This window comes from Alcaligenes sp. Me129 (genome assembly GCF_050487245.1).
Taxonomy (GTDB): Bacteria; Pseudomonadota; Gammaproteobacteria; order Burkholderiales; family Burkholderiaceae_B; genus Alcaligenes; species Alcaligenes phenolicus.
Map to the genome: position 1 here is coordinate 231,173 of NZ_JBKQGX010000001.1, position 26,598 is coordinate 257,770.

Here is a 26,598-nt window from a genome sequence, read left to right on the forward strand (position 1 = left end):
ATGACTGACTCCCAAACCATCCAATCCGTCTCCTTGAAGCAATTGCAGGAGCTGTTGCAACAGATGGGCTATCGCGTGACCGAGTCCGAGCAGGCTGGTAATCGCCAGCTTTTGTCGGCTTCGCAAGGCATTGGTTTTGCGTTGCGCCTAGGTAATCCTGCGCATGAGGCGGACCAGGCACTGGACTACACCTTGAGCTGCGCTTTGCGCGTTCAAGGTGAGATGCCTGCCGGTATCGAATCGGCCTGGAATATTGGCAAGCGTTTTGCTCGCCTAGCGGTACAAGGCGAGTTTCTGGTGCTGGAAATGGACGTTATCGTGGCCGGTGGCGTTGCACCAAGCTACCTGCAAGCTACCGCTGAATTGTGGGACCGCTTGTTGCAGGAATTCCTGCTGTTTTTGCGTCAGCATGCGGCGGCGAATAATGAAGCCCAGAGTGCCGACAAGGGTGAAGCGGTTACTGTTCAGCCAGAAGTAGCCCAAGAGACTACTGCGCCTGTCGACGCTGAACAAACTGAAGCGGCACAAGCTTGAATCAGGTGTGCACGATGACACACCCCAAATTTCTGCTGCAAAGTGTGCTGGCTCTGAGCCTGTCGGCCCTGTTGGTGGGTTGTGGGAAAAATGGCGATGCTCAAGCCCAGCAGCCGCAAGCTGCCGGGCAACAAAGCAGCGCTCCGGCATCGACGGCAAAAAGCAGTGCTGCGACGCCGGCGGTCGCCACGCTGGGACAGGTGGTGGTCAGCCAGGACGAGCTACAGCAGTTCCTGCAGGTTTTGCCCGCAGCCCAGCGTGAAGCCATGCGTAATGATCGCGTGGTGCTGGAGCAGTGGCTACGCAGCCGCCTGGCCGAGAAAGCCGTGGTAGAGCAGGCCAAGGCTCAGGAATGGGACAAGAAGGCCGAGATACGCAGTGCCATTGAAGAAGCGCAGAATCAGGTGATCCTGCGCAGCTATCTGCAATCCGTGTCTGAACCTGCAGCGGATTACCCGTCCGAGCAGGATCTGCAAACGGCTTATCAGGCCAATCAGGATCAGTTCCAGTTGCCGGCCATGTATCGCTTGAGCCAGATTTTTTTAAGCGTGCCGAACAAGGACGAACAGGCTTTGGCGCAAGCGAAGAAACGGGCCGATGCCTGGGTCAAGCAAATGCGCGAAGGCAAGGCGGATTTTGCGGCGCTGGCCAAAGAGCATTCGGACGAGAAAATCAGTGCCGAGCGGGGTGGCGACAATGGCTTTTTACCGATGAGCCAGTTGGTACCTGCCATGCGTGCCACGGTTGCCAAGCTGGAACCGGGCCAGCTGAGTGATCCGATTGTGCAGGCCGATGGTGTGCATATTTTGCAATTGACTGATCTGCGCCCGGCCAGCGTGCGTTCGCTGGAGGAAGTGAAGCCGGCGCTACGCGATGCCTTGCGTCGTCAGCGACAGCAGGAAGCAACGCAGGCCTATGTGGCCGGCATGCTGGATGCCGATACGGTAAGCGTGGATGGCAAGGTGTTGAGTCAGTTGTTGCAGCAGACCCCATAGTCTTGAACCTTGGGGGTGATGCTGGCTGTTTGTACCGGGCAAAATGTTGCAGGCAGCAGGCCCAGGGGCAGGGCGGGTGAAGGAGAATGGCATGCGATTGTGGCGGATCAGCAGTACGCATTGGGAAAAGCAGCATGAAGCCACGCCGTGGTTCAGTGCCAAAACTTCTTCCATCTCCATCTACCATGCCTCCCCTCTGGCGGCAGTGTGCGCGTATTTATTGCGTCACTGCTTGCCTCATCCAGACCTGATCCCCAGCCACCAGACTCTGCATTCAGTCGGTGTCAGCCAGAATTTGATACGCCGTGCGCAGGTCTCGCGCCATTGGCATTTCAACCTGAAAGAAACGCGCGACCTGACCTTGCGCTGGCGCTTGTTGGCCGACCGGCCTGTGCTGTGTGTGCCCGCCTTGAACGGGGCGAATCAATATTTGATTGATACCCGCTCGCCGCTGATTTCCTTGATTCATCTGTACCGCCAGGATGCTCAGGCGCGGGAGCGCAGCCTGGAACAGATGCGTGAACACCTGCAGGGCGCTACGCCCTGGCTGGTGCTGCGCTAAGGTGGCTTGGCACGTAAAGCGGGCGGGAACTGTCACTATGTTGTCATTGGGGACTTCTACAATCGCCTCGCCTCACCCCTTTTCGTTTCACTGTCCGACGCCGCGGCTAGACCTATTAACGTGCGCATGACCATGACTCAGGTGGCGATCAGTGTGGCGGTGTTACTCGGCGCTTTCTTGTTATTTGCCTGTGCAAGTCTCGCAGTTGCCCGGTCTGATGCTGACACCCTGCTAAATTCTTCCGAACGTTTGTCTTTCGACATTCAGGCTCAGCCTTTGGCTCAGGCCTTGAAAGCGTATGGTCAACGTTCTGATCTCTCTGTGCTGCTGGACGGTGCCGATCCGCAGCGACCCATGCCAGCCGTGCGCGGCGAAATGACGCGCAAGCAAGCCTTGTCCTCCTTGCTGCATGGTTCGGGCTTGCAAGCCTATTACGTGGATAACCGCTCGATTGTGATCCGCTTGCCCGATAGCAGGCCGGGCAAAGTGGCCACCGGCCAGCGCCCCTTGAATCTGAATCACATCTCGGGCGTGCGTGATGGTGCCCATGATTACAGTGCCTATGTCACCCGAGTCCAGCAGACCGTGCGTAATGCCTTGTGCCGATCACCCCAGACCCGTCCCGGCGCGTACCGGCTGGCCATGCAGTTGTGGCTGAACCCGCAGGGGCAGGTGGAACGCGTGCACCTGTTGGGCTCGACCGGGCAGGCCAGCCGCGATCAGGCGATCAGTCAGGTGCTGGACTCACTGGCAATGGGCGTGGCCCCGGATGCCAGTCTGCCGCAACCCTTGGTCCTGTTGCTGGCCCCCGTTTCGGGCCATGTGCGTGACGACTGCCCTGTGCAGGCCGGGAAGTAAATCATGTCCGAAGCTCTGCGTAGTCGTTTGCGCCAAAGTCTGATCGCCCGTTACACGCATTTGCGTCGGCGGCTGGAGCGCACGATAGGTTCGCGTGAAGATGCGGCGGATGCCTTGCAGGAAACCTGGATACGGATAGGGGGGGTAGGCAATGGAGTATCGGTGAACAATGACGAAGCCTACTTGCTGCGCATGGCCACCCATATCGCCATTGATTCCTACAAACAGCGCAACAGCTTGCTGACTGCCATGGATCTGGACGCCTTGAGCCATATTGCCGATGACACCTACGATACCCAGCGTTGTGCCTGGGCGCGCATCACGACGGCGCAATTGCTGGCTGTGCTGCAGGACATGCCTATTCGTCAGCGCACGATTTTGATGGCTTCGCGGGTAGATGGTCTGACCTATGCCCAGATCGCCAAACAGTACAATATTTCGGTTTCCCTGGTGAACAAGGAAATGATGCGCGCGCTGGACTATCTGCGTCTGCGTTGCGCGGAACAATTCAATGATGCTGTGGGTGTCAGCGTCTCCGACAGCCTTACCGACGCTTAAGTTTTGCCCCATGAGTCCTTCTTCCTTCTCCCCGTCTGACGCCGTGCGTACTCAAGCCAATCAATGGTGGGTGCGGCTGCATTCGGGCAGTGCCCGGCAGTCCGATGCGCAGAGCTTTCAGCAATGGCTGGAGCAAAGTCCCGAACATCGCGTGGCCTGGCAGGAGCTGACGGTAACGATGGACACGGTAACGCCGGGTTTGCAGGCCGCCAGAGACTTGTTGCCGGAATGGAAAGCTCCCGCTGCCTCACCCGTATTTACGGCCCGGCGCGCCTTCATGGGGGGAGCTTTTGCAGCCTCGGCCCTGGCGGTGGTGGGAGTGGTACATCCGCCCTGGGGCTTGTGGCCATCGTTCACGGAATTGACATCGGATTTTCGAACAGGGGTGGGCGAGCAGCGCGAGATTCAACTGGGACAGGCCGTTGCCATTCAGATGAACACGCAAACTTGCATCAACCGCCGTGATACCGCCCAGGGAGCAGGTATTGAGCTTGTTGAAGGTGAAGTCGAAATCCGGGTGCTGGATGGAGCGGCCAGTCACCTCCACGTCCAGGCTGGGCCAGGGCGCATGCAAGCGCAACAGGCGCAGTTCAACGTGCGCTACACGGGGAAGAACGTAACGGTGACGTGCCTGCAAGGGGTGGTCCAGGTACAGGCGAATCAAACCGTCACTTTGCAGGCGGGCCAGCAAACGGTTTACGACTATGAGCGTATCCACGCGGTGCAGCGCCCTAACCTGGACCAGGTCAGTTCCTGGCGACGTGGTTATCTGGCTTTTGAAGGTCAGCCTCTGGCCGATGTAGTGGAAGAATTGAACCGCTATCGGCCCGGAAAAATCGTGATTTACAACGATAGTTTGAAGAGCCGCCCGGTGTACTTGAGCTTGTCCATCAGCGATATGGATTTGGCCCTGGATATGCTGCGCGCCATGTCCGGCATACGGGTGCAAGAGTTGGCGGGTGGTATTGCTCTGGTAAGGCAGGCTTAGTTACATAAAGTAACAGAATAGGCATGATTGATTTCTCGCCAGAACCAGTCTTGTAGATATGGATACGAAATCCCTCCAGTCTTAAGCCGGGAAACTCAAGCAATGTCGCCACGCCTACGCAGTTTGTCTTCCAAGTCATCTGATCCTAGAAACCCTGTCGATAGAGCTTCTCGCGACACGTCCCGGAATCGTCTTACGCCGCTTGCCCGCGCGATAGCCGCTTTGCTGGTAAGCGGTGGTTTGGGGGGGCAGGTCTATGCTCAGAGTCAGCCGGTGTCCGGAGCCTGGTTTGCGGCTCGCGGCGCGGTAGAGCGCAATGTTTCGGGCGCACAAGGGGGGATGGTGGACCCCAGCAGTGGCGTGCTGAATTCGGCGGCACGTCAACATGCCGAAGCACGTCAGCAATTGGCCCGTTCGGTCGAGAACCTGGGTCGTACCGCCAGTGCGATTGCTGCTCAGCAAGCTGCACAAAAAGCTGCGCGCGAGGCCGCTGCCAAAGAAGCCGGTGTGCCGGACGGTTATGTGCAAGGCGGGGTGTGGGATCGTGATGCTGCAGGCAATCTGCACGTCTGGACCGGCGCAGAGCGTCCGGTGCACACACAAGACAATGGTCAGCACACCGTTGCCATCAAGCAGACCGAAAGCAAAGCCGTACTGAATTGGGAAAGCTTTAACGTGGGCCGCAACACCACGGTGCAGTTCCAGCAAAAAGCGTCCGATGCGGTGTTGAACCGTGTTGTGGGAGCGGATACTGCCCCGAGCCAGATTCAAGGCGCCATCAAGGGCGATGGCACCGTGATGGTGGTGAACCAGAACGGGGTGGTGTTCAGCGGCACGTCTCAAGTGAACGTGCGCAATCTGGTGACAGCCGCCGCCAAGATCACGGACCAGCAATTCAAGGAAGGTTTGTATGGCAAGGACGCCAACACGGCGTCCTTCACTAATGCGCAAGGCAAGATCGAGATACACGCCGGTGCACGTATCGGCACACATGCGTCCGAGACCGTGAACCAGGGCGGGGGCTATGTGCTCTTGCTGGGGCAGGAAGTGCACAATGCAGGCAGTATCTCGACCCCGGGCGGGCAGGCTGCCTTGGCCGCTGGCGAGAACTTCATCATCCGCAAGGGGATGGGGACAGAGGAAAACGTCAATTCCACCACCCGTGGCAACACGGTGGTAGCTCAGGCAGGGGCATCCGACAAGGCGGGCCTGGTTCGCAATACGGGCGTGATTCAAGCCGCAACGGGCGACATCACCTTGGCCGGGCGCACGATCAGCCAGGACGGCGTGCTGGTGGCCAGCACCTCGGTTCACAACCGAGGCACGATTCATCTGCAGAACAACAAGACGGATGCTCAATCCAGCGTGACCTTGGGCAAGGATAGCGTCACAGCGATTGTACTGGACGAAAGCGCCGCCACCGCCCTGGATGTACAACGCGAAGCCTTGATCAAGGAATCGGACAAGGAAGGCGACGGCCTGCGTCATCGCCGTGATCAGTCGCTGGTACAGATTGCCAGCGGTGGCGATGTGGTTTTCGACGCCGACAGCCTGACGCTGGCGACGGGTGGTCAGGTCTTTGTGGACGCGGCCAGGAACAGCGAGGTACGTCAGGACGCCGTGATTGATGTGTCCGGCCATGTGGGTGTTCGCGTGGCGATGGAAGCCAACAACCTGATGATCAACATTCAGGGTAATGAGCAGCGCGACGCTCCGGTCAACCGCGAGGGCGACAATCTGCGCAGCAGCGATGTCTGGCTGGATCGCCGCAACCTGGTGTTTGTTCCTGCTGGCACCAATGGCTATGAAAAGGACCGTTGGTACACCGCGGGCGGGCTACTGGAAGTGGGTGGTTATCTGGGCGTCGCCAGCCATAGTATTGGCGAGTGGGCCGCCCAGGGCGGCACCGTGCAGTTCAGCGGTGCCAGCGTGGTGACGCGTCCCGGCTCCTTGATCAACTTGTCGGGCGGCACGCTGGATGTACAAAGCGGTTATCTGCGCCAAAGCTGGCTGCGGGGTGTGGATGGCCGTCTATACACGGTCGATAGTGCACCGGGCGATTTGCTCTACACCGGCTTGTACAAAGGTTACGAGCAGACCAGCGCGCGCTGGGGTCAAACCCGCAGCTTCTATAACCCGATTCTGGCTCCTACCCAGCGTTACGAAGAAGGCTATACGGTAGGACGTGATGCGGGCCGCCTGGTTATTTCGACCAAGGCGGCGGACCTGCAAGGGCATATCGAATCCGAGGTTTACCAGGGCCCGCGCCAGATTCAGGCACCGGCTCCCAAGCTGGATGGCTATCAGCAGTCACAAACGGCTGTAGCGCGTCGGGCCGAGCTGATTCTGGGCGGTTGGACACCGGTTTATGACAAGGACACGCAGAATCTGCGCTATAGCCCCAGTGCAGTGGTTGAGCAGATTGTGATTGGCAAGGCTCAGGCGCAAGAGGGGGGTGAGCAGTCCGACGCGACGTCCGGCCCTTCTCGCATCAGCCTGGATTCCGATTGGTTGACGCAAATGGGTCTGGGGGCTCTACGTGCCTATGCCAGCCAAAGTGTGGAAGTCAATGACGCGCTGGAGCTTGCTCTGGGGGGCGAGATCGCGCTGCATGCCAATCAAGTCGATGTGAAGGCTGACCTGACGGCACGCGGTGGGCGTATTGTGCTGGGTGATCTGGTGGATAAATGGACCAGCGCCAGTTTGGGCTGGCAATCCAGCAAGATTGCCGATGTGGCAGCCGGCGCTATCGCTGCCACACGAATTGACTCAGGTGTCACCCTGGATACCAGAGGCTTCTGGAGCAATCAGGAGCTGGATAGCCGCGCGATGCGCTATCTGCCGTGGCGTAATGGTGGTGAAATCATTTTGCGCAGCAGCGGTGATGTGACTGTGGCCGAACACGCGCTGCTGGACGTCTCCTCGGCGGCGGCCTATATGGCCGATGGCTCGGTGCTAGGTGGCAAGGGTGGCAATATAACTCTGGCCGCTGATGCGTATATGTCCGGCGTATCCGGCATAGGTGGACGACTGGTCTTCGAAGGTGAAATCCGTGGTCATGGTGTGGCTGGTGGTGGCACCTTGCGCTTGCAGACCGGGGAGACTGTCGTGTTGGGTGGCACGGTGCAGGGCAGTGATGGTGTCCTGCAAGCGGGTCAAAGCTCTCTGGCCGATTTGCTGACGACCGAGGCCTTTACCATTGCTGCTGGTGCGATTTTGCCGGTGGATTTCCACTACACGCGTACCCATGCCGCTGCTGGCGAGGTGATTGGTGGGGCGCCCAAGGTTGAGCAGGCCAATCAGTCCAGCTGGATTCATTTGACGACCCCCTGGACCTTGCCCAAGCCAAGCAACGAGAACTCCAGTTATTCGGTTTGGCTGTCCAATGGCCAGCAGTTGCGGGTAGACGGTTATAGCTGGAGTGTGGCGCCAACCTTGCCAGCGGGAACGGTGATCATGGAGATCATGAATCCTGCCAGCTTCCCGACCAACTATGTGGTGCCGGCCGATATCCTGCCTGATGGCATCGCCATTGCGCCATCACCCGGTGTGTACAAGGCTGGCACGGTCGCTCATGCCGATCTGAGCTATAGCGCAGGCACCTTGCTGCGTGCCGGAACGCGCTTGACGCAGGATGTGGCCGTGGGGTCCATGCTGCATTTGGACAGCAGCCTGTTTCAGAAAGGGTTTGCGAATTACGACGTGATAGGCGGCTACGGCGTGGCCGTGGCAGAAGGGGCCAATCTGGCGCTGAACATGCCCGTCATGCAGCTGGATCTGCCCGCTGCACGTCAACTGGCCAATGGTGGGGATCTGAATCAGGTTGCCTCCCTGTGGTTGCCACCCGAGTTCAGCGAATCGCCCGAAAAAGGCTCGATCAGCCAGCGCGGCGGTGCCGATCTGAGCTTGACGGCAGGTTTTGAGTACAAGCAGCAAGATGTGGACCCCAGTGGCCCCACCTTGTCCGTGGGCAAGGCGGCGCAGATTAGCGTAGATGATGGTCGCAATATTGTCTTGCAAGGCAGCGGTCAGATTACGGTGGATGGCTCCTTGCGAGCCTCGGGCGGCAAGATCGGTATCTATGGTCTGAGTGCTGGTAGCGAGGACGTGCGCCACCTCAAAGGACACGACGGTTCGATCTGGTTGGGCAGCAATGCCGTGCTGGATGTGTCGGGCAAAGCCATGACGGCTGTCGATGCCCAGGGTCAACGCTACGGCAAAGTGCTCAATGGTGGCCGTATCGAAATTGGCAGCAAGTACCAGCAGGCTGCAACGCAGGTCAAGGCTATCGACAGCTTTGTCATTGTGCGCGAAGGCGCGCGCCTGCTGGCATCCGGAGCCGCAGCGACTTTGGACATGCCTGGTCAGGGCGCGCAAACTATTGCTTCCAATGGCGGTGTGATTCATCTGGCCAGCTTCAACGGGCTCTATCTGGATGGCGATATGCAGGCCTGGGCCGGTGGTGTCAATGCGGCGGGCGGAACGTTGTCGGTCGCCCTGGAGTCGCCGAACTATGAAATGTCAGGTGGGCCGGGTGATCGCGTGTTGGCACACCGCGAAATGACCTTGGTGCAAGAGCAGCAACTGGAGAATCTGCCGCTTGATCTGCAAGCTGGTCGTGCTGATGCGGGTCTGGTCTACGGCCATGCTCGTGTGGGTGTGGACCGCATTCAGGCGGGGGGCTTTGATAATCTGGCCCTGCTGTCCAACGGCATTTTGTCGATTGAAAACGGTGTGGATTTGCAGATGGGCCAAAGCCTGCATCTGGCCACCCCCAAGATTGCCTTGGCCCCTGGCTCTATGCCTGGTGCTACGGTCAAGCTGGCCGCGCCTCATGTCCGTTTGGCAGGGGCAACGCATCCCACCCGCGACAAGTATGTGACTCCGCTGATTCAGGCTCTGAACAGTAATGAAGGCCGATTGCCCGAGCTGTTGCCAGACTCCTATCTGCGTATCGATGCCAATGTGCTGGACATAGCCAACCAGATCGCCTTCGGTGCGTTGGGCCGGTCCTTGCAAAGTGGCAAGGCCGAGGTATCGCGTGCCGGTTTTGATACGGTGGATCTGCGCGCGCAGAACGATCTTCGTTTCTTGAAGCATACGGTCGGTGATCGTACACAGCTGCTGACCGAAGGGGATCTGATGCTGGCGGCTGGTCGCATTTATCCGGGAACTGGCGTGACGGCGGAGGTGATTTCGGGTCGTTATATCCAGCGCGATCAGTGGAATAACCCGCTGACACAGTATGACCCGCAGCGCAGCTTGCGTATCGAGCGCATTGGCAGTGGCCCTGTCGCCCAGCCTTATTCTGCCTTGGGTGTCTTGCGCCTGATGTCGGGCAATATTGATCAGGGCGGTGTGTTGCTGGCTCCCTTGGGGCAGTTGGAATTGGGCGTGGGCGTAGGTGGTGCCTCGCAAGCCCCAACCTCCATGGTGATGCGCCCTGGCAGCATTACCTCGGTCAGTGCCGCGGGTTTGATCATGCCCTACGGCGGGACGGTGGATGGGCTGACCTATAACTATGCAGGTAGCGATGCGCCTTATGTGGGCCTGGGCGGTCTGCTGGGTAATCTCAGCCTGAAAGCCACCAGCGTGGACGTGCAAGAAGGTGCCTTGCTGGATCTGTCGGGTGGTGGGGAACTGACAGGAGCAGGTTTCCTGCCTGGGCGGGGTGGTTCTACGGATGCCCGTCTGCACCCCCTGATTCAGAGCACCAATAACGGCTTCATGCTGCCCGAGCTTGCTGGCAACCCGGTCTATGCCGTCGTGCCAGGTGTACAGCAAGTGGTGGCGCCATTGGCGGCCGACAATGGTGCAGGCGATCCTATGGTGGGACGCCAGATTCATATCGGAGAGGGCGTACCGGGCCTGGCCGCAGGGACGTATACCTTGCTGCCCTCTACCTACGCCTTGTTGCCTGGTGCTTACCGCGTTGAAATCAGTGGTTCGGGTAGTGCCAGTGCGGCTATGGGTGGCACCATTGCCCTGCGTAATGGTTCCTACAATGTGGCCGCCCGTTTGGGGATCGCCAATACCCATGTCATGGATGCCATGCCCTCGCGCGTGGTGCTGACCTCGGCAGACACTCTGCGCCAGTATTCCCAGTACAACGAAACGTCTTACTCGCAGTTTGGGCTGGACTGGGCCATGCGCGATAGCGTCCCGCGCCCTCAACTGGAGCGGGATGCCCGCCAACTGCAGCTGGAGGCGAACCGTTTGCAGGTGGCGTCCGGTGTTGCCAAGTTTGAACCGGCCCCGAATGGCCGTGGGGGCAATGTGGTGCTGACTGGTCAGCGCATTGAAGTGCTGGCTGATGGGGCAGCGCCGACCGCAGGCTTTGATGGTATGTCGGTAGAGTCCGGTGTGCTCAATCGCCTGGGGGCGGCAGGCATCAGTATCGGGGGTTCACCTACGTCCACGTTTGCCTTGCAAGGTTATGGTTCGACCCGCGATGCCTGGCGTGTCAGTCTGGGCAACACGCGCACAGATGAAATCTATATTCGCGGCGGCGCCGTGCTGGAAGCCGCCCAGGTATTTCTGGTGGTGGGTAATCGTGAAAAGGGCCTGACAGTTGAGCAGGGCGCCACGATCAACACCTTGGGCAAAGGCGCCGCGCCCTGGGACTCCAGCGAGGGCTATGTGCTGCAACCCGGTCAGAAAGGGGTTCTGGCCTTGAGCAATGGCTGGCTGGATGTCACAGCACCCAGCAACGACGATAGTTGGGGCACGGTAGGGGCGGGCTTTCTGCATATTGGGACTTGTGCCGTCGGTAGCAGCTGTTCGGGTGAAACCCGTTTGTATTCTGAAGGCACGATTACTGCTGCCACCAATAAAACCTTTGAGCTGGATGAGTCGGTGCGCTATGGCACACGCAATCTGGTGTTGGCTATGGGTGGCATCAATGTGGGCGGAGCGCAGGCCCTGTCCGACGCGTCTGCTGCGGGTATCTTGCCCTCCGGTCTGACGCTGAATCAACGTGTGCTGGAGCGCTTGTTGCGCGGCGATACCCAGATGGGGGCGCCTGCATTGGAGAACCTGGTGTTGACGGCGCGTGACTCCGTCAACTTCTATGGTGATGTCAATTTGAGCACGCTGGACCCGGTGACAGGCAAGTCGGCACTGGAGCGCCTGGTGTTAAGCGCAGCTGCCATTTATGGCTATGGCGACGCAAATAGTGAAGCACGTATCGAAACCGGAATTCTGGTCTGGAACGGAGCCACGACACCGGCGGGCAGCATCGTGGAAGGCGGCGCGGGCACGGGGAATGGCCGTCTGGTATTTGATGCTCAGCAGATTGAGTTTGGTTACGGCCCGAAAAGCCAGCCCGATACCGTGGGCATGCACGACCGTCTGGCCTTGGGCTTTAGCAGCGTGAACCTGAATGCCTCCGAGCGCATCACAGCCAATCACAAGGGCAGCTTGTCCGTATACCACAGTCGTGGTGCCTGGGATGCAGCCAGCAATGGCTGGACCTATCAGGGCGGCAATCTGAACATCAGCACCCCCTTGTTTACCGGACAGGCCGGTTCGGTCAACAACATCCGTGCAGGTGGCAACATTGCGGTGACTCGTCCGCAGGGGAGCAGCACGGTGCAGCCTGATCTGGCCACAGCAGTGCACGCCTTGGGAGCCGAGTTGAGCCTGGATGCTGCCAGGTCCCTGGTCTGGGACAGTGCGGCCTTGCTGCCTAGCGGCAAGCTGAAGCTGTCTGCTCAGGACGATGTGGTTCTGCAAGAGGGTGCGCAACTGGATCTGGCAGGGCGTCCGATCGGCTTCTTTGATGTGAACAAGTACAGCTGGGGTGGCGAGGTTGTGCTGGAGAGTCGCGGCGGCAATGTGACCCAAGCGGCGGAATCCCTGATTGATGTATCGGCCCAGCACAATCGTGCAGGCAAACTGACGGCCCTGGCCTTGAACGGCTTGGTGGACTTGCGTGGCCGTATGTCGGGAGCTGGAACAGGGCATTACGATGCGGGCGGTACCTTGGTGCCTTTTGCCTCCGGCTTTATTGAGCTGCGTGGACAGCAGATTGCGGACTTTGCGGGACTTAACGCCCGTCTGAATGAAGGATCGGTGTGGGGTGGTCGCAGCTTCCAACTGCGCCAGGGGGATCTGCTCATTGGCAACGAGCTTAAAGCGCGTGAAATCAATGTCTCCGTGGACAATGGCAGCCTGACGGTCAACGGCACCATTGATGCCAGCGGTGAGCAGGCGGGCAGCATTCGCCTGGCTGCCAAGCGAGGGGTGACCCTGACTGGCAGCGCCGTGCTGGATGCCAGTGCCAGTGTGCTGCGTCGGGACAGTTACGGCCAAGTGATTGAAGCACCTAACCGGGCTGTCATTGAAATTGATTCGGGCCAGGGTCGTCTGGTTCTGGCCGATGGCATGCGCATGAATCTGAGTGTGACTGGTTCCCATGCGAATTACGGCACTGTCGCTCTGAACGCACCGCGCCTGGGTGGCGCGACGGGCAACGATGTCGATATTGATGCACGCGGTGCACTCAACATTACCGGGGCCAGGTCGATTGCCGTCAATGCTTTCCAGCAATACGACGATGCGCAGCTCGGCCTCGATGAAACGGTAGATGGTCGCAGCTACCAGCGTATCGATCAGGACTATTTGCGTCAGAAGCATCTGGATAGTGAAACCTTCATCAACAAGGCTCTGGCGAATCAGGCCTTGATGCAAGGCAAGCTGGCCGGGCTGCGTGCTTATGGTGATCAATTCCACCTGCGCCCTGGTGTGGAGATTGTCAGCAATGCCGTCACGAATCCAAATGGTGATCTGCATGTGGATGGGGATATTGATCTGTCGGGCTACCGCTATGCCAGCGTCAATCCTCATGCTCAGAAAAGCTCGGTATATGGCTCGGGCGAGGCCGGAGCCCTGGTATTGCGCGCCGCTGGAGATCTGACGATTTTTGGCAGTTTGACGGATGGCTTCAATACCTCCGTGCTGGGTGTCACGGCTGATGATGGTGGCTGGGTTCTGCCCGCAGGTCGTATGCCTTTTGGCGGTGATCTCATCATCCCCCATGGCGGCATGGCCACGCTGGACGTGGGGACCCAGTTCGCGGCCGGTCGCACCGTTAACTATGATCTGCCCGTGGAGGGCATGAGCTTGCCACGCGGCACCGTAATCCCCAGCCTGATGAGTCTGGCGCAAGGCCTGTCCTTGCAGGCAGGAACGGTGCTGTCAGCGGCCGTGCTGGATGCGTCCGGGCAAGTGGTTTATGCCGCTGGCACGGTCTTGAAAGAGGCTGTGACACTACAAGCCAATATGCAGTTGGCCGCGGGCTTCCGTTTGCCGGAGGATGCGCAAATGGCGGCTACTCTGTGGCCCAAAGGCGTGCCCTTGCCGGTGCTCATGAAATTGAACCAGCAGGTTGCCTTGAAGAAAGGGGCGCTGGTGCCTTCCGAGACGGACGTGGTATTGCCGGGCGGGGCCGTGATGGTCGATCTTCGTCCTCGAGATGGGGATGACACGCAAGGTCGTATGCTGGCTCTGGCCCCCATGTTGGCCGCTGGCTCGCAGTCCTGGGATTTGCGTCTGGTTGCCGGGGCGGATACCTCGGCAGCGGATAATCGCTTGACGTTGATTGATACCGAGCGTCGCTTGATGCTGGCGGATACGCACTTTGGCCTTGGCGTGAAATCAATCGAAATTCCAGGAACGGGTAAACCAGCGGTGTATGGCTGGGGAGAGGTCAGCCGCTTTGAAGAGCTGATTGAATTGCTGGCGGGGGGCTATTGGTTGAGCTTTGTGCCTGTCTCTGGTGAGCAGGTGACACAGGCTCAGATCGAAGAGCTGCAAGCGTACGGCATTATCGGCGCCGATGTCACTGAACTGAATATTTTTGGCATGGGCGATATGGCCGCCGAGCTCTCGCCCGCTACACCGCCCGAGATGCAAGACGTGAAACAGCCCGCCCGTGAGCAACTGTTCAGTGTCCTGCGTACGGGCGTGGGTGACCTGGATCTGGTGTCTGGTGGCGACATCGAGATGAATTCGCTGTATGGGGTCTACACCGCGGGCACGCCGTCGGCATCGATGGGGGCGGCCTATAACCAGGCGCGTGGCAAGTTGTTCGATGGCACGATCTTGCGTGCGGAAGGCAAGCGTTTCGAGTCGCTGGTCGACGGTGGTGCGGACAGCCTGTACCAGGCCTGGTATCCCGAAAAGGGCGGCAATGTGTTGCTGCGTGCTCAAGGCAGTGTGAAGGGGGATCTGGTCGGCAATAACGACGGCAAGAATGATCTGAGCTACACCTTCTACAACACGCGTCAGCAGATTGCTTCTACGGCAGTGGGTAACTGGTTGTGGCGCCAGGGAACGGGTAGTGCAGTGTCAGCCTCGGAAGGGACTCCCAGTGCCTGGTGGGTCAACTTCGGGACATATGTGGCGGGTACCGCAAATGGCGGGTATAGCGAGTACGACACCTGGTTGTTTGCCAATGATCCTTTCCTGGCCGGCTTTACCGGAGTGGGTACTTTGGGTGGTGGCAATTTGACCGTGGAGGCCGGGGCGGATGCCGGCATGTTGAACCAGCGCGGTATTCGCAGCAGCTGGAATCAGCAGACGCATACGCCGCGCAGCCAGGGCTTGCATCTGGTGGTGGGCAGCACAGGCCGAATCACCCCGGGGGGCGAACTGGTACAGACAGGTGGCGGGGATCTGGTCCTGCGCCTGGGCGGCACACTGAACCCGAACCCCGATGTGCGCTTGAACGAGCATGATCTGAACAGCACTTTGGTGAATTTGCGAGGAGCCATTGCTCTGGATGCCGGCGCGGTTGGTGGGGTAAAGCTGGGCTTTGGTGGAACAGATCAAATGGATACGCGTCCTGGCAATATTTATGCCAGCGGCGGAGGGGCCGCAACCGGTGGTCCGATTCTGGTCTTGGGTGATTCCGCAGTACGCATGCAAACGCGGGGCGATCTGGTGCTGGGCAGTACGGTAGACCCAGGGCGTACCTTGTCTTTAAGCTCAACGCCTTTCTCCGTAGATGGCCAGCACTATGACGGCAATGGCTGGTCCTGGTTCTCCTTGTGGACACCGGCGACGGCGATTGATTTGTTGAGCGTGGGGGGCAACCTGACGCCCACCACGTCCTGGGATGAGCGCAATGCGTATGAAGATACGCGTTGGGGCGACCCAGGCCGCAACCAGTCTCATAACGCAGATGGTCATTTTTATCCTTCTATCCTGCGTGCGGCGGCCGCCAACGGCAATATTCAGTATGGAGCCAGTGCCAGCGATGCCACTGTATCCAGCAATTCGATATTGCGTTATGGCTTTGGTACGGTACTGGCCCCTTCGCCAATGGGCGAGCAGTTTGTCAACGCAACAGGGCGTGGTGAACTGCAGTTCCTGGCGGGGGGCTCCATTCAGGCGGCCGGCTATGTTTTCTCGGCCTCGGCGGCAGACGCAGCGGCCATGTCCAGCCCTTTCCGTCCTGCCTTTGTAGGCTTGCTATCGCAGACAGGGGGCGGCGAGTACGGCTATAACCCTCGCATTATTCATAACGTGGATGGCGAGGCCGTCAAGCTCAACGACTGGTTCACCGTCAGCAGCAAGGCGGTCACTTCGCTGTACGGAGGCCGTCAAAATACAGGTTCCTTGTTTGTGTTTGGTACGCCGGTCAATATCGGTACTGCCGCAGCTCAACGTCAGCCTGCTCGTTACTACGCTGTCAACGGCGACATTGTTGGCTTGCGCGTCGGTCAGGAAGTGTTGTTGGGGTACCCTCCAGGCTCGCAGGGCTCACGTATGGAAGGCTCGGTTCCTGTGGCGATTCGGGCCGGGCGTGACATTACCGACTCGGGCACACGCCTGGGGCAGAAAGATGCGGTGGCAGGGGCCAAGAGTGCCACTGCGACGACACGCGGTAATTTGATTACCCATGCCTGGGCAGACGATATTTCCATTGTTGAAGCGGGTCGGGACGTGCGTAACAGCAGCTTCTACATCTTGGGGCCAGGTTTGCTGGACGTGTCGGCCGGGCGTCATGTGTATCTGGCTGACAAGGGCGAGATCAAGAGTCTGGGGCCCTTGAGCAGTGCCTTGTCCGATAGTCGTGGTGGCGGCGCCAGTATTTCGGTCTCGGCCGGAATGGGCGAAGGAGCACATTGGAACGACTTTGCGGCGCGCTATCTGAACCCCGAGAATCAGGCTGATCTGGAACTGCCGTTTGCAGATCAACAGGGCAAGGCGCTGTATATCTACAGCGGTGGCCTGACGCTGGGGCAATGGCTGCAACGCGAGTTTGGCTACACAGGTGACGAATCCGGCGCACAAGCCTTCTTGCAGGAGAAGCAGGGAGAGCTGGACCAGGTACGCGATCAGGCCAGGGCTGAAGGCCGCAATGCCTCCAGTCGTCCCTTGGCGCGCGAGTACAAGCTGGAGAGCCAGCTGCATCTGGTCAACTGGTTGAGCACCCGCTTTGGCGACAAGAACGGCCTGGGCCTGCATTTTGATGCGGCCAGCATGGACGCCCGCAGCTTCTTCGAGGCCTTGCCGCCCGAGCAGCAACGCAGCTATCTGCGCAATGTGTACTACGCAGAGCTGAAGGCATCGGGCCGTGAGTACAACGATAGTGACAGCAAGCGCGCAGGCAGCTATTTGCGGGGTCGTGAAGCGATTGCCACCTTGTTCCCCGAACAGGATGCTCAAGGCAAGGCCTTGAGCTACACGGGTGATTTGACGATGTACAGCAGTGCGCTGTATTACGACGCGGATTACGTGAACAACACGGCGGGCAAGAGCCGGCCTAATCCCAAGCTGGATTACATCACCAAGGCCGAGTGGGAGGCCTTGGGCAGTCCGGGTTACAACGTGTCGTTCTACGACGTGCTGGATGCGGGTATTCACACCAACTTTGGTGGTGACATCAGCATTCTGACTCCCGGCGGGCGTGCCCTGGTGGGGATTGATGGTGGTTTTAACCCTGGACCGGGATCGGGTGTGATCACGCAAGGGGAAGGGGACATCAATTTCTTCTCGCAAAGCGACATTCTGATGGGACAGAGCCGGGTCTTTACGACCTTTGGCGGCAATATTCTGGCCTGGTCGGCAGCAGGGGACATTAACGCGGGTCGGGGCAGCAAGACCACGGTGGTCTACACACCGCAGCGTCGTGTTTACGATCTGTTTGGCAATGTGGCCTTGTCACCATCAACACCGAATACCGGTGCGGGTATCGCTACCTTGAACCCGGTTCCCGAGGTCCCGCCAGGTTATATCGATCTGATTGCGCCATTGGGAACGGTGGACGCGGGCGAGGCAGGGATTCGCGTGTCGGGCGACATCAATATTGCCGCCTTGCGTGTGGTCAATGCAGACAATATTCAGGTACAGGGCGAGTCCAAGGGAATTCCGGTGGTGGCGACCGTCAACACAGGCGCCTTGAGTAACGCCAGCGCGACAGCCTCGTCGGCCGCATCGGCGGCGCAGGATACGGTCAACCGCGCTCGTGCACAGGCTCGTCAGAATCTGCCTTCGGTCATTACTGTGCAGATTCTGGGATTTGGGGATGCAGGGCAGTCAGGGGGCGGGGCCACATCATCAGGAGCAGGCCCAGCGACTTCCAGGATAGATGCCTCTGCGTATCGCCAAGACAGTACGGTGCAGGTCCTGGGACTGGGCGCCAATCCGCAATCCGCTCTGGATCGGTTGACGCCCGAGGAGCGGCGGCGGATGACACTGTAGCTTGAGCCTGGGAGATCTGATCATGCTGTCCACTTGCCTGCCCTTGCCTACACGCAAGCGTAATGAAGAGTGTGTGACGCCGCAGTATTCACTGTGCTTGTATCTGAAGGTGCACTACGAAGAGCTGCTGCGTCAATTGACCATCCGCCTGCGCTGCCGCGACCGCGCAGCGGATGCCTTGCACGACACCTGGCTGCGTCTGCATGGCAGCCGGGAGATCGGGCCCGTTGCCAACCCGCGCTTGTATTTGCTGCGTATGGCCAGCAACCTGGCGATTGATGAATGGCGTGCCGAATCTGGCAGAGGGACGCTGGTGCCCCTGGAGGAACTGGAAGGGCATCAGCAGATTTCCCCTATGCCGGGGCCAGAGTCCAGCCTGATCGGCCGATCTTTGCTGTCGGTCCTGATCTACGCCATCGAGCTGCTGCCCCGCCAACGTCGCGCCATCTTTCTGGCGGCTCGCCTTGAGGAACAAAGCCTGAGCGTGGTGGCTGAGCGCTTCGGCGTCACTACCAGCAAGGCACGCAACGAACTGCGTCGGGCTGAGGCGCATTGCGAACAGGCCTTGCTCGGAAACTGGACGGAGCTGCGACAGGGGCGCAAGGCCTGTGTAACACCACCACCGACCATGACGGCCGGGTTTGGCTGGATGGCGGAGCCGGTGGGGTTTTGAGGCTTTTATCGTTAATATCGATAATTTAATTTTATCGATATTGTCGATATTTGTTGTTTATCGAGATAATCGATATACTCAAATTATCGACATTAGCGATAAATAGATATGTACATACTTTCTACTAGTGATCAGCTTGGTTATCAGCTTGTTGCTCGACGCAAGGCTTTAGGTCTGACGCAGCAGGAAGTCGCATCTCGTTTGGGGATCAGCCAAAATCGTTTGTCCGAACTGGAAAGTCAGCCGAGCCAGTTAACCGTTGAGCGATTGTTAGCCTTGACTGGTATTTTGGGGCTGGAGCTAGCCGTACAACAGCGCTCTCAAGCCCCTTTAAGTACAAGTGAATGGTAGCCATGGCGCACCGTTCACAGCAACGCCTATTGGGTTTATGGGCGAATGGCCTTCGGGTAGGGACTTGGCAAGTAGCCGCCAATGGCGAGGATAGACTGACTTACGACCCTGTTTGGCTCGTATCATCACAAGGGCGTCCCTTATCGCTTTCTTTGCCGTTCACTATTGATAACGCGCCTTTGCGTGGTCCTCAAGTACGAAATTATTTTGACAACCTGCTACCAGACAGTGATGTAATCCGCCGTCGCCTGCAGACACGATTCAGAACATCCAGCACAGATGCTTTTGATTTGCTAACGGCTATCGGGCGTGATTGTGTTGGAGCTATTCAGCTGCTCCCCGAAGGTGAGGAGCCCGATGATGTCTTTGATATTCAGGCTTGTCCTTTAAACGAGGCTGAAATCGCTAACGCTTTGAGGGCGGCTACTGCTGCACCGTTGGTCTTGGGGCAACAGCAAGCGTCTGATGAAGACTTCAGAATATCCTTGGCAGGAGCCCAGGAAAAAACAGCCTTTTTATGGCATCACGGACAATGGTGTCGACCTGTTGGATCTACTCCGACAACGCATATCTTCAAACTACCGTTGGGCTTGGTGGGGGGGCGCCAAGCGGATATGCGCAGTTCTGTAGAAAATGAATGGCTGTGTGCACAGATTTTGCGCGCCTTTGATTTACCTGTCGCTAACTGCGAGATGGCCAGGTTTGAAGAGCAAAAGGTATTGATCGTTGAGCGTTTTGACCGGAAGTTGGCTGCACAGTCTTATTGGCTGAGGCTGCCACAGGAGGACTTTTGTCAGGCAACAGGCAAGTCTCCTGATGCTAAATACGAGGCCGATGGCGGGCCGGGCGTTGTTGATATCGCGCGTATTTTGCAGCTGTCTGAAGCGAGGGAGCAGGACTTGCGTACTTTGCTGACAGCACAATTAGTGTTTTGGATGTTGGCAGCGACTGATGGGCATGCGAAGAATTTTTCGATTTTTCTATTGCCTGGTGGCCGTTACCGCTTGACGCCTTTGTACGATGTTTTGTCGGCTTGGCCAGTCACGGGTACTGGACCGAACAAGTTGGATGTGAATCGTCTCAAGCTGGCCATGGCCGTTCGCGGGAAAAATACCCACTACCGATTGCGTGATATTCAGCGCCGGCATTTCAACCACATGGCCCGACTGTGCGGGTGGGGAGAGAACATGGAGGGCCTGATCATGGATTGCTTAGGACGAGTCCCGCACGTGTTGGAGGTGGTCGCCCAGCAGCTGCCTGCTGAGTTTCCTATGGAAGTGTTTGAGGCAATTGAACTGGGAATGCGTGAGTCCGCCAAGCGCTTGGAGGCGATGCCAGCGACACTGCTGTAGGCAAAGCATGCTGTCTGATGATCGATAGACGAGGTGTCCGAGGCAGGTAGGGCAGATTTCCATACTGAAATGAAAATGCTTTCACGTCGTGTGTATGGGCTAGAGTCTGCGCATCTGGCAAGTAGAAAAACAAAAAGCCCAGTCAGATGACTGGGCTTTTTGCTTGAATTCTTGGTGGCCTGGGGCGGAATCGAACCACCGACACAAGGATTTTCAATCCTCTGCTCTACCGACTGAGCTACCAGGCCAACGTGTACTGCTCGGTAAAAATAGAACTATACCACGTTTTTTTATTTGTGCGCATAGTACAACAAAAATTTTATGCATCTTTTCGACTTCAAATTTGCCGTATCCCTAGGGAGAGGCCCTTTTCAGCAAAAAGAGGGCTGCATAAAGGAGTGCAATTGTAATCACAAAAGGGCAATTCAAGTAACATTTTTGGCAAAATTGCGGCTTGCGGCGTAAAATCACTTAAATTTCATGCGTTTTGCCTTTGCAAAATTGCCAGTCTTGGTCTTTTCAGGGCTATAGCCTGTACTGCTCATGTCTGTAGATGTTCTAACCTTCGGTCTGAATCATGTGTCCGCGCCCGTTGCCGTGCGCGAGCGCGTTGCGTTTCCGATCGATGTGTTAAAGCCTGCGCTTGATACCTTGCGTGCCACGTTCGGCACCGGTGTCCGTGAAGCAGCCATTCTGTCTACCTGTAATCGTACCGAGATCTACTGTGCGGCCGAGCCCCATGTGGCTGAGCGTCTGCCCGAATGGATGGCAGACTTCAACAGTCTGCGCTCTGCCGAGCTGACCCCCCATCTGTACCGCTACAACCAGAACGAGGCCGTGCGCCATGCGTTCCGTGTTGCCAGCGGTCTGGACTCCATGGTCTTGGGCGAGCCCCAGATTCTGGGTCAGATGAAAGATGCCGTGCGTGCCGCCAACGAGGCCGGCTCGCTGGGCACCTTGTTGCATCAATTGTTCCAGCGCACCTTCTCGGTGGCCAAGGAGGTCCGTACGCAAACCGCTATTGGCGCCCATTCGGTGTCCATGGCTGCCGCGGCTGTCCGTTTGGCCGAGCGTGTGTTTGGTGACCTGAGCCAGGCCAAGGTGCTGTTTATTGGTGCTGGGGAAATGATCGAGCTGTGTGCCACGCACTTTGCAGCAGTGAATCCCTGTAGCATCGTGGTCGCCAACCGTACTCAGGAACGGGCTGAAAGCCTGGCCTCGCGCTTCATGGCCAGCACCATGAAGCTGGCCGATGTGCCTGATCGTCTGGCAGATTTTGACGTGGTGGTTTCCTGTACGGCCAGTACCTTGCCCATTCTGGGTCTGGGTATGGTGGAGCGAGCCGTACGTTCGCGTCGTCACCGTCCTGTGGTCATGGTTGATCTGGCCGTGCCACGCGATATTGAAACCGAAGTAGGTCGCCTGGACGACGTGTACCTGTACACCGTCGATGATCTGGGCCGTTTTGTACAACGGGGTGCCGATGCGCGTCAGGCCGCTGTGGTTCAGGCCGAAGCCATTATCGACACCCAGGTGCAGCATTACATGCACTGGCTGAGCACCCGTGCGATTGTGCCGGCCATTCTGGATGTGCAGCAGTCGGTCGAAAAAGTACGTCAACACGAGCTGGAGCGCGCGCGCCGCATGTTGGCCCGTGGCGATGATCCAGCAGAAGTCATTGAAATGCTGGCGCATGGCCTGACTCAAAAGTACATGCACGGCCCGATGGCTGAATTGACGCGCAGTGAAGGTTCCGAGCGCGAGCAATTGTTGAATTTGCTGCCTCGTCTGTTGCCCTCGACCACCCGTCGACGTTAGCGTTTGGGCTGTTGTCTGTTCACCGACTTTCCTGCGGTGCAGCCCGATAGCTTTGAACTGCGCCCAGACCCTCTGATTTTCCCTTTAGGCTGTTCCCTATGAAAGACTCTATGCGCAGTCGGCTTGAGCAATTGGCTCGCCGTCTGCATGAAGTTGATGCCATGCTTGCCGAGCCTGAAATTGCCAGCAATATGGACGAGTTTCGCAAACTGTCGCGCGAACGTTCCGAGCTGGACCCTGTTGTAGCAGCCTTCAAAAGCTATGAGGCTGCCGAAGGCGATCTGCAAGCGGCCCAGGACATGATGTCCGACCCTGAATTGAAGGAAATGGGCGAGGAAGAATACAAGTTGGGCAAGGAACGTATCGCTCAACTGGAAGATGAATTGCAAATCCTGCTCCTGCCGCGCGACCCGGACGACACCCGTAACGTGTTCATTGAAATCCGCGCCGGTGCCGGTGGGGACGAAAGCGCCTTGTTTGCCGGGGATTTGCTGCGCATGTACATGCGCTATGCCGAAAACTGCGGCTGGCGTACGGAGATCATGTCTGCCAGCGATTCGGAAGTGGGTGGTTACAAGGAAGTGATCGTCCGAATTGAAGGCCAGGATGTGTACGGACGTCTGAAGTTCGAGTCCGGTGCGCACCGTGTGCAGCGTGTGCCTGAGACTGAAGCTCAGGGCCGCATCCATACCTCTACGTGTACCGTGGCCGTGTTGCCCGAAGCCGAAGGCCTGGCTGAAATCACCATTAACCCCGCTGACTTGCGTGTGGACACCTTCCGCGCCAGTGGTGCCGGAGGTCAGCACGTGAACAAGACGGACTCAGCTGTCCGTTTGACTCACTTGCCTACAGGTTTGGTGGTGGAGTGTCAGGACGACCGTTCCCAGCACCGTAACCGCGAAAAGGCCTTGCAGGTGCTGGCCGCGCGTCTGAAAGACAAGCAGCAGCGTGAGCAATCTGACAAAGAAGCCGCCGAGCGTAAAAGCCTGGTCGGTACGGGTGACCGCTCCGAGCGCATCCGTACCTACAACTTCCCGCAAGGCCGCATGACGGATCACCGTATTAATCTGACCTTGTACAAGCTGGGCTACATCATGGACGGCGATCTGGACGAGCTGATCAAGGCCTTGCTGTCCGAGCATCAGGCCGGTTTGCTGGCTGATCTGGCGCAGGCGTGAGCATGAACCTATCCGGTGAGCAGGCCGTGTCCTCAATGGCCACGCCTGCCGATTCTCCCCGTACCTTGCGAGCCTTGCAACCGCTAAGTCCCTTGCCGCGCCTGGAGCGCGACATGCTGTGGATGCAGGTGCTGGGCGTCGGTCGTTCCTGGTTGATTGCGCACGATACGGACGAGTTGCCGCTGGACAAGATCCAAGCCTATCAAGCTCTGGAAGCCCGCCGTGTGGCGGGCGAGCCCATGGCGTATATCGTGGGTGTGCGGGAATTCATGGGCCACGAGTTTCTGGTGTCGCCCTCGGTGCTGATTCCTCGCCCGGATACCGAAACCCTGGTCGAGCGCGCACTGGAGCGCGTGCAGCATATCCAATCTCCCCGCATTCTGGATATGGGCTGTGGCAGCGGTGCCATTGCGGTTTCTCTGGCGCTGGCCCGTCCCGATGCCCATGTGGTCGCCAGTGATATCAGCACGCTGGTATTGGCGCAGGCGGGCTTAAATGCTCAGCGTTTGTGTGGGAAAGTCGAGTTTTGCCTGGGGAGTTGGTACGATGCCGTGGCAGGCCAGGAACCTTTTGACCTGATCGTGTCCAACCCTCCATACATTGCAGTGGATGATGAACATCTGGCGCAGGGCGATGTGCGGTTCGAGCCGCGTCAGGCACTGACAGATGGCTCTGACGGCTTGACGGATTTGCGTACAATAGTTCAGGGAGCCGGGCCGTATCTGCGTCCTGGTGCTAGTCTTCTCATGGAGCACGGCTGGGATCAGGCCGACCATGTGCAAAATATGCTGCGGCAGGCAGGGTTCAAACAGGTCATCAGTTATGAAGATCTGGCAGGAATCCGGCGGGTCACAGGTGGACAGTGTTAATTCTTTTCTTAAGAGAACATCATGAGTGAAGTTCAAGATTTCATCCGCGAAACCGTAACGGAAAACCCCGTTGTGCTGTTTATGAAGGGCACAGCTCAAGCTCCTCAGTGCGGTTTCTCCGCACGCACCGTGCAGATTCTGCGCGCTGTTGGCCTGAGCCAGGTGGTTGTGGTCAACGTGCTGGACGACGCCGAAGTGCGTCAGGGCATCAAGGACTTCTCCAACTGGCCCACCATCCCCCAGCTGTACATCAAGGGCGAATTCGTCGGCGGTTCGGACATCGTGTCTGAAATGTACGAAAACGGCGAACTGGAAACCATGCTGCGCGAGGCTGGGGCTCTGGAGTGAGCACCAAGCGACGCCTGGTCATAGGCATGACCGGGGCCACCGGGGCGGTCTACACCGTGCGCCTGCTGCAAGTGCTGCAGTCCTGTCCGGATGTGGAAACCCATTTGGTGATCTCGCCCTCCGGGGTGCTGAACATCAAATATGAGCTGGATATCGGCAGGCACGAGATTCAGGCTCTGGCCGATCAGGTGCACAGCTTCCGCGATGTGGGGGCAACCTTGGCCAGTGGCAGTTTTCCTACAGCCGGCATGGTGATTGTGCCCTGTTCGATGCGTACCCTGGCCGCTGTGGCGCATGGTTTGTCTGACAACCTGATTACCCGGGCTGCCGACGTTACCTTGAAAGAGCGTCGTCGTTTGGTGATGATGGTGCGCGAAACGCCATTCAATCTGGCGCATTTGCGTAATATGACGGCCGTGACGGAAATGGGCGGGATCATCTTCCCGCCTATGCCCGCGTTTTACCTGCGACCCAAAAGCATCGATGATATTGTCGATCACACGGTGATGCGGGTGTTGGAATTGTTCGATATTCAGGTGCCCGGTGAACGCTGGGATGGTTCGCAAAAACCGAGCTAAGGCCTGATAGTCGTTCAGCGGGCGCAAAAAAAAGCCCCGATATAAACCTCCACAATCTGGATGTCATTCCAGACACTAGCGGTTTATATCGGGGCTTTTTATTGTCTGTCGCTTGTGTATTGGCAGGCGGCAAGCGCTACGCTAAGCCGCGTGTCATGTTTATTGGCCGGAACGACGCTTGCTCATGAACACAATCTGCTGTTCACCAGAAGCGGCAGGCTGAGCGGGTGTGAAGGCATCCTGACGCACGCCCGGAGTAGCTTCGTCGTTATCTTCCTCAAAGCCTGCGGCCAGCAAGCTCTCGGGCAGGTGATCGTCAAAATAATCCTGATCAAAGCCTTTATCGCCTTCCGGATCGGCCTGGCCTGTGACCTTCAAGTCTGCAAAGTTATGCAGCTTGGGGTCCATCAGGTGCGAAGGCACCACGCGAGTCAGGGCACCAAACACGTTCCAGGAGCGATGCGGAAATTTCTTGTCCCAGTCCGCAATCATGCGGTTGATTTCCTGGCGCTTCAGGTTTTCCTGCGAACCGCACAAATTACAGGGGATGATGGGGAATTCCTTGAGCTTGGCGTAGGCGATCAGGTCCTTCTCGGGCACATAGGCCAGAGGGCGGATCACGATGTGCTCGCCATTGTCCGACATCAGCTTGGGCGGCATGCCCTTCATACGGCCACCGTAAAACAGGTTCAGGAAGAAGGTAGCCAGAATGTCATCACGATGATGGCCCAGGGCGATCTTGGTGGCACCCAGTTCCTTGGCGACACGGTACAAGATGCCGCGACGCAAACGCGAGCACAGTGAGCACATGGTCTTGCCTTCGGCAATCACGCGCGTCACCACCGAGTACGTGTCCTGAGTTTCGATGTGATAGGGCACGCCCAGCTTTTCCAGATACTCGGGCAGGATGTGGTCAGGGAAACCGGGCTGTTTCTGGTCCAGGTTCACGGCCACGATGTCGAACTTGATCGGAGCGCGCTTTTGCAAAGTCATCAGCACGTCCAGCAAGCCGTAGGAATCCTTGCCGCCAGACAGGCAGACCATGATCTTGTCGCCTTCCTCGATCATGTTGAAGTCACCGATGGCGCGGCCCACCTCACGCATGATGCGTTTGCTCAGCTTGTTGTCATTGACGCGCTGCTTGCGTTCAGCCTTGCTGGCAAACACGGGAGTCTCGGTTTCGGAAGGAGGGAGGGTGCTGGTGTCTTGGGACATAAGGAAAAGCG

General features: G+C 58.1%; 16 protein-coding genes and 1 tRNA gene. 15 read left to right on the plus strand and 2 right to left on the minus strand.

The features are described 5' to 3' along the window. The 10 genes from ACLPGZ_RS01080 to ACLPGZ_RS01125 all read left to right on the plus strand — a co-directional run bounded on the left by ACLPGZ_RS01080 (nt 1) and on the right by ACLPGZ_RS01125 (nt 20,581). Nucleotides 1–534: a YbjN domain-containing protein gene (locus ACLPGZ_RS01080; RefSeq protein ID WP_021447202.1), complete on the plus strand. Its 534-nt coding sequence runs from the start codon at nt 1–3 to the stop codon at nt 532–534. Between the two features lie 14 nt (nt 535–548). Next, the gene (locus ACLPGZ_RS01085; protein WP_239054791.1) at nt 549–1,529 is read left to right on the plus strand and encodes a peptidylprolyl isomerase; all 981 of its coding nucleotides are present in this window, start codon (nt 549–551) and stop codon (nt 1,527–1,529) included. Between the two features lie 91 nt (nt 1,530–1,620). Next, on the plus strand, nt 1,621–2,091 hold the full coding sequence (locus tag ACLPGZ_RS01090; RefSeq protein ID WP_429640932.1) for a hypothetical protein: 471 nt from the start codon (nt 1,621–1,623) through the stop codon (nt 2,089–2,091). Between the two features lie 249 nt (nt 2,092–2,340). After that, nucleotides 2,341–2,949, plus strand: a complete 609-nt coding sequence (locus ACLPGZ_RS01095) for an STN domain-containing protein (RefSeq protein ID WP_160289042.1) — start codon at nt 2,341–2,343, stop codon at nt 2,947–2,949. A 3-nt stretch (nt 2,950–2,952) separates the two neighbouring features. Further along, nucleotides 2,953–3,507, plus strand: coding sequence for an RNA polymerase sigma factor (locus ACLPGZ_RS01100; RefSeq protein ID WP_009461859.1), 555 nt, complete (start codon nt 2,953–2,955; stop codon nt 3,505–3,507). Between the two features lie 10 nt (nt 3,508–3,517). Beyond that, nucleotides 3,518–4,495, plus strand: a complete 978-nt coding sequence (locus ACLPGZ_RS01105) for a FecR family protein (RefSeq protein WP_239054789.1) — start codon at nt 3,518–3,520, stop codon at nt 4,493–4,495. A 222-nt stretch (nt 4,496–4,717) separates the two neighbouring features. Further along, entirely contained in the window at nt 4,718–18,205 is a 13,488-nt protein-coding gene (locus ACLPGZ_RS01110) for a filamentous haemagglutinin family protein (protein ID WP_429640933.1), read from the plus strand. 22 nt (nt 18,206–18,227) lie between these two features. Beyond that, complete coding sequence (locus tag ACLPGZ_RS01115; protein WP_427975533.1) at nt 18,228–18,878, plus strand: RNA polymerase sigma factor; 651 nt, start codon at nt 18,228–18,230, stop codon at nt 18,876–18,878. Nucleotides 18,879–18,986: 108 nt separating this feature from the next. After that, on the plus strand, nt 18,987–19,229 hold the full coding sequence (locus ACLPGZ_RS01120; protein ID WP_080655514.1) for a helix-turn-helix domain-containing protein: 243 nt from the start codon (nt 18,987–18,989) through the stop codon (nt 19,227–19,229). A 2-nt stretch (nt 19,230–19,231) separates the two neighbouring features. Next, nucleotides 19,232–20,581 carry a type II toxin-antitoxin system HipA family toxin gene (locus ACLPGZ_RS01125; RefSeq protein ID WP_427975535.1) on the plus strand — a complete coding sequence of 450 codons (1,350 nt, stop codon included), beginning with the start codon at nt 19,232–19,234 and terminating at the stop codon, nt 20,579–20,581. A gap of 172 nt (nt 20,582–20,753) precedes the next feature. Here the strand turns inward: ACLPGZ_RS01125 and ACLPGZ_RS01130 are convergent. After that, a tRNA-Phe gene (locus tag ACLPGZ_RS01130) sits at nt 20,754–20,829 on the minus strand. A gap of 295 nt (nt 20,830–21,124) precedes the next feature. On the opposite strand from ACLPGZ_RS01130, the gene hemA reads away from it, so the two are divergent. From hemA to ACLPGZ_RS01155, 5 genes are all read left to right on the plus strand, one after another. Continuing rightward, a complete protein-coding gene (gene hemA / locus ACLPGZ_RS01135) occupies nt 21,125–22,399 on the plus strand; it encodes a glutamyl-tRNA reductase (RefSeq protein ID WP_021447198.1) in 1,275 nt (424 codons plus the stop codon). 98 nt (nt 22,400–22,497) lie between these two features. Then, the gene (gene prfA / locus ACLPGZ_RS01140; protein ID WP_009464100.1) at nt 22,498–23,577 is read left to right on the plus strand and encodes a peptide chain release factor 1; all 1,080 of its coding nucleotides are present in this window, start codon (nt 22,498–22,500) and stop codon (nt 23,575–23,577) included. A gap of 2 nt (nt 23,578–23,579) precedes the next feature. Beyond that, nucleotides 23,580–24,446, plus strand: coding sequence for a peptide chain release factor N(5)-glutamine methyltransferase (prmC, locus tag ACLPGZ_RS01145; protein WP_083054779.1), 867 nt, complete (start codon nt 23,580–23,582; stop codon nt 24,444–24,446). Nucleotides 24,447–24,467: 21 nt separating this feature from the next. Beyond that, on the plus strand, nt 24,468–24,794 hold the full coding sequence (grxD, locus tag ACLPGZ_RS01150) for a Grx4 family monothiol glutaredoxin (RefSeq protein WP_003804985.1): 327 nt from the start codon (nt 24,468–24,470) through the stop codon (nt 24,792–24,794). After that, on the plus strand, nt 24,791–25,372 hold the full coding sequence (locus tag ACLPGZ_RS01155; protein ID WP_080748002.1) for a UbiX family flavin prenyltransferase: 582 nt from the start codon (nt 24,791–24,793) through the stop codon (nt 25,370–25,372). The genes grxD and ACLPGZ_RS01155 overlap by 4 nt, the downstream gene beginning before the upstream one ends. Nucleotides 25,373–25,531: 159 nt before the next feature. Here ACLPGZ_RS01155 and ttcA read toward each other — a convergent pair whose 3' ends face one another. After that, nucleotides 25,532–26,587, minus strand: a complete 1,056-nt coding sequence (gene ttcA, locus ACLPGZ_RS01160) for a tRNA 2-thiocytidine(32) synthetase TtcA (RefSeq protein ID WP_060185382.1) — start codon at nt 26,585–26,587, stop codon at nt 25,532–25,534. Nucleotides 26,588–26,598: the final 11 nt, after the last annotated feature.